The following is a 15,052-nucleotide window of genomic DNA, read 5'->3' on the forward strand; positions in this document are numbered from 1 at the left end:
ACACTTACTACGCCAGGACGTCGTGAATCACATGTCCATGTACGTCGGTGAGTCGTCTGTTAGCCCCATTGTGACGAACACTCAGACGTTCGTGGTCAATCCCCAGCAGGTGCAGAACCGTTGCGTGAAAGTCATACGTCGTTGTCACGTCACGCTCGGCACGCCACGACCAGGGGTCACTTTCGCCATAGGTCGCACCGGCTTTGACCCCCGCCCCCGCAAGCCAGCCGACAAATGTTCCGCCGTTGTGGTCTCGCCCCTCGCTTCCTTGAGAGAAGGGCATCCGACCAAACTCCGTGTTCCATAGAACCAGCGTGTCTTCGAGGAGTCCGCGCTGCTCAAGATCCTCCAGCAGCGCGGCAATCGGGCGGTCGGTCGAGCCGCACATGGGTGGAAGCTCATTAACGATACTCGTGTGATTGTCCCAGTTGTTGGCAGCTCCACCTGCCCCGCTCCAGACCTGAACGAACCGCACACCCCGTTCGATCAGTCGCCGAGCCAGCAGACAGCGACGACCGAAGTCTTCGGTTCTCTTCTCATCCAGTCCATAGGCTTTCTGCGTCGCCTCTGTTTCACTTCGGATATCCAGAGCCTCGGGTGCACTCAACTGCATCCGCGCAGCGAGTTCATAAGCACAGATCCGAGCGTCCAAACGAGAGTCCCCCGGGTTCACAGCCAAGTGTTGGTGATTGAGTTTCCGGAGCAATTCCCGACCTTCCCGATCCGCTTCTTCAGTGATGAAATGAGCGGATTCCGGAGGACGGAGATCTGGAATCGGTGCCGGCAGACTGGTGTTGAGAATCGTTGCCTGGTGAGTCGACGACAGAAAACCGGCTGAAAAATTCCCCTTCTGGTTATAGGGAAGCCCGCGTGCATCGGGGAGCACCACGAATGTCGGGAGATTGTCCGTGAGACTTCCCAAACCATAACTGATCCAGGCCCCCATTGAGGGAAAGCCGGGCAAGAGAAACCCCGTATTCATCAGATAACTTCCCGGCCCATGAACATTGGTCCGGGACTGCATTGCCATACAGAAAGCCAGTTGATCGACCTTCCTGGCCAGGTGCGGAAGCTGATCCGATACCCAGCGTCCGGTTTCACCGTGCTGTCGTAACTCGAATGGCGGCCTCAGTATCTTTCCCGGGGCACTCGTTGCGGCTTCGACTCGAATCCCTTCGCCAGGATCGAAATCCTCGCCCCCCTTCTGAAAGAGGAGCGGCTTATAGTCGAACAAGTCCATCTGACTTGCGCCGCCATTCATGAAAAGTTGGATGACCCGCCGAACTTTGGCCCGGTGATGCAGTCCGCCATTCAGTTCAGACTGCGGCTCATCTGCGAAAAGCTGGTCGCGCGCGAACAGATTGGCGAGGGCCAGCGAACCGAAGCCGCACGCCGTGGAAGACAACAGATCGCGACGGGAAATGAAAGGCTTTTCCATAGACGACCCTCTCTCGACCGGAAACAGGCGTCGAAAAATTCTCAACTCAGGTGCTTTAGCCGACCGTCAATCGCCGCATGCGGCACAATTCTACAGCAGAAACTGGCAATTGCTCGCCCCGAATTTGTGGCATGTACGAGGAATTGGTTCAATCGTGCGACTCAATCTGGTGCTTGACACCCACCGTGAGCAAGTTCGTGGACGCCCCTTATTCTGGGCGACTATCATGACACAATCGTTCGTTCGGCCTTAACCTCGAAAGTTTGCGACAAAGATGAGTCTTCCCGAAAGTGTTTCCTCGGATCCACCCGTCGATTCGGAGCTCATCGTCGTCGATGCCGACCACTATTCTCCCTGGTTCGACCTGAAAGAGTTGTGGCGATATCGCGAGCTGGTCTGGATCTTTGCCGAACGTGACATCAAGGTCCGCTATCGTCAGACCGCAGTCGGAATCGCGTGGACAATCCTGCAACCGCTCGCCCAGATGGTTGTCTTCACAGGCCTCTTTCGCATGCTGAAGACGGAACCCGTCGAGGGTAGTCTCCCCTATCAGGTGACCAGCTTTTCCGGGTTGCTCCTGTATCAGCTTTTTTCCGGGATACTGGCTGCGTCGACGGCGTGCCTCGTGGATAATCGCCAGGTCGTCACCAAGGTCTATTTTCCTCGACTCGCCCTTCCCTTATCAGCTTGCCTCCGCCCCCTTCTCGATTTTGGCATCGGGATGGTGGTTCTCATGCTGCTGATGCTCTGGTTCCGGGTCGTGCCGGGCCCCGCCGTGATCCTTGCTCCGTTCGTCGTTTTTCTGACGGTCCTGTGCGGACTCTCGATTGGGCTGTGGCTTTCTGCACTGAATGCACATTATCGGGATTTTGGATATGTCGTCCCATTCATGCTGCAACTGGGAATGGTCGTCAGTCCGGTGCTGTACGAATCGAGTCTTATCCCTTCCGAGTGGATCGGGCTTTATCACCTGAATCCGATGGCGGCCTTACTCGACAGTTTTCGCTGGACGCTGTTCGGAACCAATGCTCCGCACGGGACCCTGGTCCTGATCTCCCTGACTTCTCTCACCTGTCTGCTGCTTTCCGGAGCGTGGTACTTTCGTCGCGTTGACCGGTTTCTAGCCGACAGTATCTGACATACGGAAATGCCCTCTGGCCCAGGGGTAAGTGACGTGTGGCACAGGGGTAATTGACGCGGTCCCTCTGTGAAAACGAAAAAACCGTCGACAACTCAGGGCGAGCCGTCGACGGTATGAATCGTCTGGGGGGAGACGATTGGAGGGATCCTTCACTGACTTGCGTCTCGCGGATCAGGGCGAGATGGGAATCTGATTGACGGTGTCTTTCACCGAGTTGATTTCACTGACAGCGATGGCACTGAGGACCACGGCAGCAATCACACCGCCGGTCAGCAGAACCAGAGTCGGGTCGACGGCACCGAACTGTCCGCGAGCCCCGTTTTCGCCCATCACGAGCAGAGCATGCTCTTTGGCGGAAGGAGGAGCGGTCTTTTCAGACCAGACACGGAACACACCATCGGTATTGCCGGAACCAACCTGGTAGATACCGCTCTTGAGGTTCTTGAAGGAGTAGGTTCCTTCATTGTTCGTCACAGTCTGAGCAATTTCCTTGTTGTTCTGTTTGAGAACAACTTTTGCCCCTTCGATCACCTTGCCGGAGTGGTCGCAGACGCGCCCCGTCATGGTGCCACCGGCGGTCAGAACCAGATCAGGTACTCGGTTGACCTTGCCCGCTTTCGCGACCGGCGCCTTTGCGGCAGGTGTGTCTGCCAGCAGACGGGTTTGCGGGACCATCATACCGAATGCGGCGAGGCTGACGGCCATGCCCTTGACGAAGCGAATTCCGAACATGCGTTCCTCCTTGAATTTCCATAGCGACGAGTCGAAAGGTCCTGTTCCGATCGCAGACGTCGCCGCTCGGGAACAGACATGACAGTGGGTAAATTGCAGAGAGAGTTAACTGAGATGTGATGCTGGACGGGACGGGGCGGAGTATAGCCGGGGGCTGAAACCGGTCAATTGGAATGGTCCACGCTCACCACGCCAGATGCCTTTTTTTTGAACTTTGTGATCAATCGGGCCTGAAGATCGGCGGATTCTGCACTTCAAGTGGTCATTTGACGTCTAAAACAGCCAATTTCGACTCCAGGCTGGCCTGCGGGGCAGCATCAGGCGGCCTGTTTTGTGGTGTCCCGGCTGCTTCCCCATCAGTCGGGGTAAACCTATAATCGCCGCTTCGAGTGATTTATCGGGTCACTACAGCTGTGACGACATTGCTCGATACGGGTCGTTCTCTTTCGATCCGGCGGCTTCATGAAACTAGTAAGGATTGACTTACGTGCTTCGGACTCATACCTGCGGTGAATTGCGAACGGCCCACGTCGGACAATCAGTCACTCTGTGCGGCTGGGTCGATACCTACCGTGACTTCGGTGGACTTGTTTTCATCGACTTGCGAGATCGTTACGGCATTACACAAGTCGTCTTCAGTCCCTCATTCGCCGAAATGCATGCCGTCGCCCGCTCCCTTCGCAACGAAGATGTCATCAAGGTGACGGGCGAAGTCGTCGCACGCCCTGCTGACATGCAGAACCTCAAGCTGGAAACGGGCGAAATCGATGTTAAAGGCCGCCAGCTGGAAGTGCTCAACAAGAGCAAGACACCGCCGTTCTTTCCGACCCAATCGGATCTCCCGAACGAAGAGCTTCGCCTGAAGTACCGCTTTCTGGACCTGCGTCGACCTGGTGTTCAGCAGGCCTTGATCCTGCGGCACAAGCTGTCAAAGGCCACTCGCGACTACTTCGACGAACAGCAGTTCCTCGAAATCGAAACACCGATGCTCGGTCGCAGCACTCCGGAAGGGGCTCGCGACTATCTGGTTCCCAGTCGAGTGCACGAAGGGAGCTTCTATGCACTTCCCCAGTCGCCTCAGATCTACAAACAGATTCTGATGGTCGCCGGTTACGACCGCTACTTCCAGCTCGCCAAATGTTTCCGCGACGAGGACCTGCGTGCAGATCGGCAGCCCGAGTTCACGCAGATCGATGTCGAAATGGCGTTCGTGAAACAGGATGACATCCTCAAAATGATCGATGGCCTGATGGCCCGGCTGGTCAAGGTTCTTCGTGGAACCGATCTGCCACTCCCTCTTCCACGGTTGACCCACCGTGATGTCATGGAGCGGTATGGCAGCGACAAACCGGATCTTCGCTTCGGACTCGAACTGATTGATCTGGGAGAGATTGCCCGCGATTGTGATTTCGGCGTGTTCAAGTCAACGATCGAAGCCAACGGCCGGGTACGCGGATTCTGCGTCCCGGGAGCCGCCGAAAAGTACAGCCGCAAACAAATCGACGAACTGACCGAATTCGTCAAGCAGTACGGTGCCAAAGGGCTGGCGTTCTTCCGCGTCAAAGAGGACGGCCTCGACTCGCCGATCGCCAAATTCTTCAGCCCCGAACATCAGCAGGCCATCATCACCAAGTTGCAGGCGAAGGCCGGTGACCTGTTGTTCTGCGTCGCAGACACGTTCAAAGTCAGTTGTGCGGCGTTATCGGCACTGCGTCTGCGCCTGGGTAAAGAACTGAATCTCTACGATCCTCAGGAACTGAAGATCGCGTGGGTGCTCGACTTCCCCATGTTTCAATGGAACGAAGAAGAGAAACGCTGGGACGCAGAACATCACCCATTCTGCCAACCGGTCGAAGAAGACATTCCTCTGCTGCAGACGGATCCGGGGAAAGTACGAGCGCAGTCGTATGACCTCGTTTGCAACGGATATGAAGCCGCCAGCGGAAGCGTCCGAATCCACGACCCCGCCGTCCAGCAGGGAATCTTCAATCTGCTCGGCATCACAAACGAAGAAGCGGAAGCACGCTTCGGATTCCTGCTGGAAGCACTCCGCTACGGGGCGCCGCCGCACGCGGGAGTTGCACTGGGTCTGGACCGCTGGGTCATGTTGTTCCTTGCATCGGACAACATCCGCGACGTAATTGCCTTCCCCAAGACCCAGAAAGCCAGCGACATGCTGACCGGCGCCCCCGCTCCGGTCGACCTGAAACAACTTCGCGACCTGCACATCAAGGTGGACGTGCCGAAGTAGGCTTATGGAGATCGGCACCGGGCACCGGGCAGATCCCGATGTCAGGATCGTCGAACTCCATCAACCGTTCGTGCGAATAAACAAACACCTCGCGTCGGGCATTACAAGCCGGACGCGAGGTGTTTTGTTAATTCTCCACGGTGACCTATACGTCCCCCCGCTTGGTCAGAAGAGAGTGACTCACGGAGAAATTGAATGGGTCGGGCAGCTCCCTATCCGTGTCCCCTTCAAGTGGGCAAGCGGGACGTTGACTGCGGGGAAATGTGCTGCCGTCATGCACGGGAGGCGGACTTCGCGATCCACCCGAGTCAACTGGACACCTGGCTATTTCGCCCCCTCAACCGAGGCGGTCGCGGTTGCAGTCGGAAAATTCTTCGGAACCGGAATGGTGACTTTGCCCGTCGCAACCCATTCCGCGCCGCGTCCGAATGTCGTCTGGAAACCGACGCACTTCATTGAGTAATCGCCGTGACCAAGCAATGTCGTAAAGACCTTGCCTTTTCCGTAAGGAATCCACCAGATCAGTGGCTCGTGTTCTTCAGTCCCATTCGTGGAGCCTGCCGAGAAGGCTGTTGCCAGGATGTGCATGTTGGCAGCGGGCCCCCGCTGGCCGTGATACAGCTCGTCTTTGACGTGCATCCATTCCGCAGGGATTCCCAACATGACGGGGTGCTGTCGATCTCGGGTGACGATCGTATAGTCATGCTGAGAACCATGCCCGGCACCAGGGCCCTCACCCTTCGGCAAAATAAGAGGTTTGCCATCTTTACCCACCGTAACGCGTGATCCGAATTCAGCGCCTCGCCAACCCAGCCCAATCATCTTGTTGTATTCGGGCCAATCCGAAAAGGCGTTATTGGCAGCATGAACAATCACTAAACCGCCCCCTTTTGCGACGAACTCCTCCAGCGACATCTGGACGGGCTGGGGCCAGCTTTGACCGTTGTAATTGCTGATTACGACCTGGTACTGGTCGAACTGAGGGCGAAAGGCATCCCATTCGGCAGCCGGTTTTCCCTGCTGGGGCGCGGTCGCAACATCGACCTGGAAACGTCCTGTCGCTTCCAGACACGCCTGAAGCAGCGGCGTCGTGGTTCGCCAGTCATGATTGTTCTGGCCGTCAACGATGAGCGCACGAACCTTGTCGTCCGCATCGAGAGGCGTTACGCAAGTTGTGACAATAAAAAAACTTAGAAACAGCCAAACAAAACTTGAGAATCTGTGCGGCCAAGTCTGTCGCAGCATGAAAATCACTCCGCAAAGGCGCAATGGGACGAATGTCTGGTGCGATCGTTATAGCATGCACGAATGGGACTCGCACGGTACACGGATTATTCGCTACGGCTTGCGAGCTTCGCGAAACAATTCCCTGAACCTGCAATTTTCGCGATGTCGAGTTCTCCCTCGATATGATCAGATGACGATTAGGAGTGCGTCGCAAGTCAAAGGCCACACACTCCCGAAATCGATCTCCCGCCTACCAGAGTGGTCACTCGCTCGGCTGTGATGTCTAGAATGCTTTTGACGGCGACTGCGAAGTGTCAGGAACTGGAGAGACAACAACTTGGAGAAACGTTCATGGCGTACGAACGACGCCGCGAACGCCGAATAAGGAGACACGCAAATGCTCGTTCTATCTCGACAGCGCGATGAAAGTATTTTCATCGGCGACAACATCAAAATCACCGTCGTCGACATTCGTGGCGACAAAGTTCGCCTGGGGATCGAAGCCCCGACAGACATCCCCGTCCATCGACAGGAAGTCTACGAAGCGATTCAGCGAGAGAATCAGCGAAAGTCAGAAGAGGCAACGAAGTAATCAAGGCGTGGGATGATAGACCCCGGGCATCCATTCTCATTTTCACGACATCTGCCATCATTTGGCGCATTCGGACTGAGTCGCCGCACTTCGCCGATTTTCTGCACAATTGATCAAGTCGACGGACAATGAAAACTCTGCAAGCAACGCCTTTTGCCTTGTCGCCCGCCCAAATAAAACGCAAGCCGGACTAAAAAGTCCGGCTTGCATCGTTTATTGCCATCTCAGGCAGCACCGTCTACTTGCGGTCGCCCGATCGATATTAGCATTACTCTGGCTGCTTGGCCGGCTCGCCTTCCGCAGGAGCAGCGGGAGTTTCAGGAGCACCAGTCGAAGGTGTTGCGGGGACTTCAGCGCCGCCACCGGTGGTCGAACCACCACCCGTTGGGGCGGAAGAAGCCAATGGAGGAGGTGTTTTGGTTTCTTGCTTTGCAGGTTCGCAGCCGAGAATCATTGCCGAGATTCCAAACGCCATCAGCAATGAGCACATCATAGGAGACTTAAGCATTTCGTTCTTCCAACCTTCCTCATCGGCTCACAACTCATTTGGAGCAGATGATGGTGACCGTCTTTCGACGTATTGACCGCGCCGCTGACCCTTGCGGCTTGCCGGCCCCCAGTGGCCAGCATCTCTACATCCATTACAATGGTTACCATTCTGCATTGCAACCATCGAAGACATACTGTCCTGACAATTCCCGCTCAATCTGCTGCGTTATACCGAGAGTGCAATATGCGTAATTTGAATGCACCGAATCTGATTACTCTCGCCAGACTGTTTCTTTCGTTTGTGCTCTTCGGCATGATTCAGGCAGGGGCGAACTGGCTTTGGGCCGCCGGGCTGTTTCTGTTTGCCGTGGCCACTGACGTACTGGACGGGTACATCGCTCGAAAATACCAGTTAATTACGCAACTGGGCCGGATCCTCGACCCCTTCGTCGATAAGTTCATTACCGGCGGAACATTCCTCTTCCTGCTTCCCCATCCACAGTCCGGGGTCACCCCCTGGATGGCCGTCATTGTGATTGGCCGCGAGATGCTGGTCACCAGCCTGCGCGGCTTCCTTGAACAACAAGGGGCGGACTTCTCGGCTTCGGCATCCGGGAAACTTAAAATGTTCCTCCAGTGTGCGGCCGCCATTGTGGCGATGATTTCGCTGGATCCGTCCGTCTCGGGTTGGTCCGCAGCGGGGGTGAGCATCGCTCAGATCCGCGACGGCCTCCTTTGGACAATGGTCGCCGTCACAGTCTGGAGCGGATACGACTATGTGATTCGTGCAATCCGCATCTTGAGTCAGATCCGATAACCCCCAGATCGAGATGGGCCTGAGACGTACGAAGAGGCAAGATGACGGTCACTGCGCGGATTACCAGACTGCTGTGTCATCAGAAATGAGTCGCCTGACCAGACAACATCTGCGAATGGGGTGAATGACTTCGCGTGTTGTCCCCCGCACCCATGCGGGCCACCCAAATTCCCACTGCCCTCGCAACATCACTGTGCGCGGCCAGGCCCCGAGGGGGCCAGGCACTTGAGTGAGCGGCGCTCAAGTAGCGAGATTCGGAAGTCGACCTGTCCGGGGGCTCGCGTCAGACGCACTCTCGGATTTCCACGAATCAGGAGGTTCTGTGCGACGCCGTCGCACACCCCGACTAACCAGCTGGGCTATTTGCTGTTGGAGTCGAGCGAGAAGAGACCTTCACTGGCGATCAAGCCATCTTTCATGACGATCTGTCGCTTCGCCAGGCGTGCGACCGAGTTTTCGTGGGTCACCATGATGATTGTCCGGCCTTCCTGATTGAGGCCGGTCAACAGTTCCATGATTTCTTTTTCAGTCGTCGAATCCAGGTTCCCGGTCGGTTCGTCCGCCAGAATGATCTGGGGATCCATCACAAGAGCACGCGCGATGGCGACACGCTGCTGTTGTCCCCCCGACAACTGAAAGGGACGGTGATCCAAACGTTCGGCCAGTCCAACCTTCGCCGCCAGGTCGATTGTTCGATTCATCTCCTCGGAACCAATCACTCGCCGATCTGTTCGGTAGTGAAATGGGACCTGAATATTCTCCAGCACCGTGTACTGGGCAATCAGGTTGTAGGACTGAAAGATGAAGCCAATCAGTCGATTGCGGATCTCGGACAACTGGTCGTCGTTGAGCGTACTGACGTCGTAGCGGGAGAGGATGTATTTCCCGCTGGAGGGTCGATCGAGAGCCCCCAGCAAGTTCAAGAGCGTACTTTTTCCACTGCCCGACGAGCCCATGATGGCGACGAAATCACCTTCGGGAAAATCAGCCGTGACGCCTCGCAGAGCCCGAACGACGTTTTCGCCTAAATGGTAGGTCTTGGTCAATTCAATGAGCTGTGCGGCCATCGCCATAAGAAAACACCGATTTCAACGTTCGTACGAATTCATCCCGCGGGGGCGTCGGATGAGATCAGACTCTGAACGAGTTCCGAGTTGATCAGGATCAGTTGCCGCCAGATTCCGCTTGGCGCTGCCCCGGAGGGCCACCTGCTGCACGGAACTTGGCCATGACGGCGAGGAATTCGTCTTTCGTAACGCTTCCGTCGGAGTCTGAATCAAAATTCTCGAAGTTTTCGGCCATGCGGCCTTCGGCTTCGCTCCGGGTCACCTTTCCGTCCTGATCTTTGTCCATCGAGTTGAAGCGGGCCATTGGATCGAATCCACCAGGTGGACGAGCTCCCTCGGGAGGCTTTCCTTCCCCTCGGGGTGGTCCACCTGCCACGGGACGCTCCGCCGCTTCCACCGCACCACTGGCACCGCCAGGTCCTCCGAGAGATGCGAGTGCCCCTGAACCAGGCTGACCGGGTTGTCCCGGAGACACTCCTGGAGCATCTGATTTAGGTGGCGTAAGCCCTTCGGGCAGCTTGGGCACCTCTTTGCCAAGTTCTTTGGCCAGTTCTGCTTCGAGGTCCGAAATCTCTTTCTTGAAGTTTGACTGGGGGTTCATCACGACCCCTTCACCTTCCGTGAGACCATCAAGAATCTCGAGAAAGTTCGCATTGGATTTCCCCACCTTCACGGCACGCAGTTCGACCTTCCGTCCATTCGCCGCGAAGACATACTGCTTGGCACCAAACGAGAGATTGGCTTGCAGCGGGATCTGAAGAACGTCTTCACGACGTTCAACCAGAATTTCCGTGCTGGCGGTGAGACCAGGTCGAAGTTTGTTGACCTTGTCTGAGGAATCGGTAATCCGAACGACGGCGTCATATTCGCGGGTCGTGCTGCCGAATCCTCCCGTCGAACTGGGAACGGAGGCGACCGAATCGACTTCGCCGTGGAACGTTTCTTCGGGATAGGCATCGATCTTCACGATGGCCGACATACCCGGTCGGACCATGCTGATACGAGACTCGTGAATTCGAGCGTTCACTTTCATCGAGTCGAGGTCAGGCAGGTTAATAATCGGTTGGCGTTCGCGGACCGCAACCCCGACATCGATCATGACGTTCTCTGTCGGGCGACCATCGCGAATATTTGCGTAGACGACTTGGCCGTCCTGGGTTGCGTAGATCTTACAAGCCTTGATCTGAGCGACCAGACGTTCGTATTTCTTGGATTCGACTTCGTAGGTCAGCTCGCGAGCCCGCAGTTCAGCGACTTTCTGTGACAGGGCCGCACGAGTCTTGCTTTCCGTTCGCTCAATCTCGCGGCCGTATTCTTTGACGTTCGCTTCCAGTTCCGCCAGCGTACGGCCCTCGGTGTACTTCTCGAGAACCATAAACTCGCCCTGGACGAGCTTCAGATTGATCTTCTGCGTTTCGACGGCGATTCGCTCCGATTCCAGATCGTTCTGCGTTCGGTATCCCTTTTTCGCGAGTCGCTGAACGTACTCGTAACTTTCCTGTGCTCGGGAAAGATTTTCTTCAGCGAGTTTGATTCGTCCCAGCAGATCATTTTTCTGCTGCAGCAGATCCCCTTCGATGAATTTTTTCAAATCGATCTGAGCCAGTTTCAGCTTCAGATTGGCGGCTTCGATGTCGCTCTCGTTTTGAGCCTCCTGAATCCGGAGGTCTTCTTTCCCCTGCTCGAAAGCGGCTTTCGCCTTTTCGACGGCGATTTCCTGCTGCGTCTCTTTATCGGCGAGAACCGACGAGTCGAGTTCGCAGACCAGGTCGCCCGCCTTCACGTTCGTTCCTTCCGGAACGATACTGATGATCGTTGTCTGGCCCTCGACCTTACTGGAGAGAATCGCATTCTTCATACTGTCGAGAGTCCCCTTCTCGACAACGGTAATCTGGAAGGTCCCCCGCTTGGCGGTTTCGATGACCAGACCATCGGTTTGATCCGGGGTCCTCACAAGCGCGGTGGAGACCTGCGACGAAAGGGACTTCAACTGTGGCCAGAGGACGACACCCCCGAGAGTAACGCCCCCCAGAAGGATGACCTTAATCCAGTTCCGGCGTTTCCGGGGCAGCGGGCGCGAAGGAGTTGACCCGTGAGATTCCGGGGAATGTGCTTCGACTGCTCCCTGAGTCGGAAGCGGATTCGAATTCGATGAACGAGGGCTCTGGTGGGATGTCATTGGCGGGGCCGTTCAGGTTGGAAGACGAATCGTTGCCACCCAGGTTTTGGTAAACTGGATCAATCCAGAGGCCCCGCTCGTCAATCTGCATGATATCCATATCACGGTAAATGTTAATCCGGTTTCGCTCATACAGAGCCCAGATTCGAATCAAATTGTTCTGGGCATTCAGCAGTTGGGTCAAAGCGTTAATCAGGTTCAAACCGGTCTGACCCAGCGAGGTCGTTCCCGCTTGTCCCGCAACTTGTGTTTTCGGGTTCAAGTTGTTGGCGACGTTAATGTCAAACTGCAGCGCCGCTTGACGCAGACTTTTCCGAGTAAGCTCAAAGTTCTGGCGATTCAACATTAAGCTTCGCCAACTGGACCGGATATCATACTTCACCTGATCTTCAAGCAACATGAAAGCGCGGCGAGCCTGCTGATAATTTATCAGAGAACTTCGATACGCATTTCGGACCTGCACCTGATCCAGTGGCGTGGTCATCTGCAGGCCGATCTGAAAGTCGCTATTGGCTCCACGGAAGTCCAACGGATGGTTGCCCGTGGGGGTTGTTCCTAAGTTACCTTGAGCAACGACGTTAAGCACTGCTTCCAGCCTGTTGGCCGCAACTTCCATATTTCGCCGCGCGTCCATCACCCGCCCACGCGCATTCATCAGATCCAGCCGGTGAGTCAACGCCTGCTCAACAGCCTCCTCCAAAGACATATCAAACTTCACCAATGTAATCAATTCCGACCGGAGGCTCGTCTGCAGCACGCGCAAGTTCTGAGTCATCAGCAACAGCTCTTCGCGGCTGTCTTTGAGCTGACTCAGCATTTTCATCCGCTGCTCTTTCGTTGTCGCAGGATTTTCTAACTCCTCCTGCCACCGTCCCAGGTCACTGACGACATCTTCGAATGTCCCTTTCACGCCGCGGAAGATGATCTGGTCTCGCTCGAACAAACGTTCGACCGTTTCCTTGGATTCGTCCCACAGCAACCCGGCGAGCCGGTTGGGCATATTCTCTTCGACTTTGGCAATGTCGGCTTCGACAAGTTCCACTCCCTGCTCGCGAACCATGTCCACCAGTTTGGCGAAGCGGTCGACGATGAAGCGCAAATCGGCCTCCGCAGGGTTTTCGTCATCGATTTGCGCCAGCGCCCGCACCATCCCGACAATTCGGCCTTCGGTTTCGATCAGGCGTGGATCGGTGAGCTCGAACTGTTTCAGCATCGAACGATCGATCGTGATCTGCATGTCGATCGGAAGCCCCAGAAAGAACTTATAGCTATCAATTTGGTTGTCGTAGCTGAGCTTAAAGTTGCGTTCCGACAGTTCTGAGTTCGTGAGTGTGTTCGCCACCTGCAGCACATCCAGAGTCGTCACTCCGATCCGCAGTTGGTCATAGATCTCCTGGACGGCTTCCTGATAGGCGACGTCGTCGCTGACCGCCAGGAGCTGCCGGAGTTCGTTGTCCGTCATCCCGTCGGCGTCCTTCCATCGGAGACGGCGAGTGGTAAGCGAGAAATCGACCTTATTGGCAAGTTGCGGAGGGAACGTAATCCCATTCGGCAGTGCTCCTTCCGGCAATCGACGGAAGGGAGTCTGGGCAACCAGTTCCCGCAGACGTTCCGTTTGAACCCGCAGAAGCTCGACGTTTTCGTGCTGATTCAGCACCTGCTGCAACTGAAACAGTAGCCCGAGGTACCCGCTCGTTCCCTGGGAACTCGCCGCGGACGACCCTGACGCCCCGGACGCGATGGTCGCAGCGATCCCACTGACCAGAGTCCCCGGAAATGGATTGTTGGCACCGGTCGATGGTGGAATGGTCTGAGTCGCACTGTTCCCCCCGCCCGTGGCGTTCACGACGGCATCTGCAAAGAAGATCTTGCGATAACGGGCCAGCGTACGGGTATCGTAGAGGACCTTACGTTCACTGTAGGTCAGGTTTTCCAGGAAGAATTTTCTCCCCGCACCGGCTAACAGAGGTTGAACGAGAGAGTAGGACAGGACTGATTGCGATGAAGTCCGCTGCCCTCCTGAGAACAACCAAAGTGTATTGTTCGCCAATCCGACGATCCACTGGCCCCCGGTGGGCAGCACCTGACTCACTCCGCCCGCCGAGGTCAGCCCCAGCGCTGTTCCTTCCCCGGGAATGGTCGTGCTGTTGAGCACTCCCGTAGGAACGGTCGTTCCTGGCAAGTTGGCCGACGGGGCCACGGGTGCGCGACCAAACAGATAACGGGCCTGGAACTGGAACTGATCCAGCGACAACTGCATGGCCGACTGAAAGAGGTTTTCAAGCTGCGTCTGATACTCACGATTGTGGATCGCCGCCAGCTCGATTGCTTGCCCCAACGTCATGTCTTCGATCGTCGGCACGAGGCGGGTGGGATCACCTGTCGGAAGTTTTTCCAGGTCCGTTTCGTAGCTCACCCCGTCTGAAAGAAGGTAGCCGTCGTGGAACGAATCCGGAGCGATTCCAAAATTGGCGAGCCATTGCGGGTTTTCGACGGAGAGCAGCTGGCCGAACTTGTGCCAGCTCTTGTAGCCCCGCATCCCGTTAACCCATTCCATGTAACGGCTTGCGGCTTCGTCATCAGGGGGGAGCGGCGGAAGATCACGGTCATACGGATCGTAGAATCGGCTACGTTCGTCTGGTTCGACCGTCGTGCGGGGAAGTGTCCACAGAGGACTGAACTGCTTTTGGCTCAATAGGTTATACGAATCGAAATCTGCCTGAGAGCGCCAGAAATTGCGCGAGCACCCAGAGGTGAGCAGACCGGCACAAAGCGTCAGCCCCAGCCAGAATCGTCCCTTGGTGTTGTTTTTCAATTTCATGCCACTTCCCTTTCAATTGACTCAGCGCCCGCATGCACACTCAATGCAAATTGCATTTGCTGCATCGCCAGCTAAGGGGATCTGGGCTTATTGACAGGGTCGTGCGACTGCGGACCGTCCGAAGAGTTCACTCTTCCGGCCTTCACGAAAAATGCCACCAGGTTCTTAAACCAGATTTTGCAAGACACATCGCCACGCCACTCGGATTCCAGCGGCAGGACGCCTCGCGGGAAGGACGCCGGGAACAGCCCCCTCGGCGAACGAACGGAGCTATTCTGAGTCCCCTCGCTGCCTGCGA

Annotated in this window: 11 protein-coding genes; 4 read left to right on the top strand and 7 right to left on the bottom strand. The window is 56.1% G+C overall.

Features of this window, described 5'->3' with window-relative positions; genetic code table 11:
* Nucleotides 1–7: 7 nt before the first annotated feature.
* Entirely contained in the window at nt 8–1,438 is a 1,431-nt protein-coding gene (locus tag ACGY09_RS09530) for a DUF1501 domain-containing protein (RefSeq protein WP_397571354.1), read from the bottom strand.
* A 274-nt stretch (nt 1,439–1,712) separates the two neighbouring features.
* On the opposite strand from ACGY09_RS09530, the gene ACGY09_RS09535 reads away from it, so the two are divergent.
* Nucleotides 1,713–2,576 (top strand): ABC transporter permease, encoded by an 864-nt coding sequence (locus ACGY09_RS09535; RefSeq protein ID WP_373650495.1) that lies wholly within the window; start codon nt 1,713–1,715, stop codon nt 2,574–2,576.
* 174 nt (nt 2,577–2,750) lie between these two features.
* Here ACGY09_RS09535 and ACGY09_RS09540 read toward each other — a convergent pair whose 3' ends face one another.
* A complete protein-coding gene (locus ACGY09_RS09540; RefSeq protein ID WP_373650494.1) occupies nt 2,751–3,311 on the bottom strand; it encodes a carboxypeptidase-like regulatory domain-containing protein in 561 nt (186 codons plus the stop codon).
* 487 nt (nt 3,312–3,798) lie between these two features.
* On the opposite strand from ACGY09_RS09540, the gene aspS reads away from it, so the two are divergent.
* Complete coding sequence (gene aspS / locus ACGY09_RS09545) at nt 3,799–5,562, top strand: aspartate--tRNA ligase (protein WP_397571355.1); 1,764 nt, start codon at nt 3,799–3,801, stop codon at nt 5,560–5,562.
* Between the two features lie 324 nt (nt 5,563–5,886).
* Here the strand turns inward: aspS and ACGY09_RS09550 are convergent, their stop codons facing one another.
* A complete protein-coding gene (locus tag ACGY09_RS09550) occupies nt 5,887–6,807 on the bottom strand; it encodes a ThuA domain-containing protein (RefSeq protein WP_397571356.1) in 921 nt (306 codons plus the stop codon).
* Between the two features lie 379 nt (nt 6,808–7,186).
* Here ACGY09_RS09550 and csrA point away from each other — a divergent pair, with 379 nt between their 5' ends.
* Nucleotides 7,187–7,381 (top strand): carbon storage regulator CsrA, encoded by a 195-nt coding sequence (csrA, locus tag ACGY09_RS09555; protein ID WP_373650491.1) that lies wholly within the window; start codon nt 7,187–7,189, stop codon nt 7,379–7,381.
* 268 nt (nt 7,382–7,649) lie between these two features.
* Here csrA and ACGY09_RS09560 read toward each other — a convergent pair whose 3' ends face one another.
* Nucleotides 7,650–7,889: a hypothetical protein gene (locus tag ACGY09_RS09560; RefSeq protein ID WP_373650490.1), complete on the bottom strand. Its 240-nt coding sequence runs from the start codon at nt 7,887–7,889 to the stop codon at nt 7,650–7,652.
* A gap of 225 nt (nt 7,890–8,114) precedes the next feature.
* Here ACGY09_RS09560 and pgsA point away from each other — a divergent pair, with 225 nt between their 5' ends.
* Nucleotides 8,115–8,687, top strand: a complete 573-nt coding sequence (gene pgsA, locus ACGY09_RS09565; protein ID WP_397571357.1) for a CDP-diacylglycerol--glycerol-3-phosphate 3-phosphatidyltransferase — start codon at nt 8,115–8,117, stop codon at nt 8,685–8,687.
* Nucleotides 8,688–9,046: 359 nt separating this feature from the next.
* Here the strand turns inward: pgsA and ACGY09_RS09570 are convergent, their stop codons facing one another.
* The 3 genes from ACGY09_RS09570 to ACGY09_RS09580 all read right to left on the bottom strand — a co-directional run bounded on the left by ACGY09_RS09570 (nt 9,047) and on the right by ACGY09_RS09580 (nt 14,754).
* Nucleotides 9,047–9,760 carry an ABC transporter ATP-binding protein gene (locus ACGY09_RS09570; protein ID WP_373650487.1) on the bottom strand — a complete coding sequence of 238 codons (714 nt, stop codon included), beginning with the start codon at nt 9,758–9,760 and terminating at the stop codon, nt 9,047–9,049.
* A 91-nt stretch (nt 9,761–9,851) separates the two neighbouring features.
* Nucleotides 9,852–11,708 (bottom strand): efflux RND transporter periplasmic adaptor subunit, encoded by a 1,857-nt coding sequence (locus tag ACGY09_RS09575; RefSeq protein WP_397571358.1) that lies wholly within the window; start codon nt 11,706–11,708, stop codon nt 9,852–9,854.
* A gap of 88 nt (nt 11,709–11,796) precedes the next feature.
* The gene (locus ACGY09_RS09580) at nt 11,797–14,754 is read right to left on the bottom strand and encodes a TolC family protein (protein WP_397571359.1); all 2,958 of its coding nucleotides are present in this window, start codon (nt 14,752–14,754) and stop codon (nt 11,797–11,799) included.
* Nucleotides 14,755–15,052: the final 298 nt, after the last annotated feature.

Origin of the sequence: Schlesneria sphaerica (genome assembly GCF_044336245.1) — a bacterium.
In the GTDB taxonomy this organism is placed as follows: domain Bacteria; phylum Planctomycetota; class Planctomycetia; order Planctomycetales; family Planctomycetaceae; genus Schlesneria; species Schlesneria sphaerica.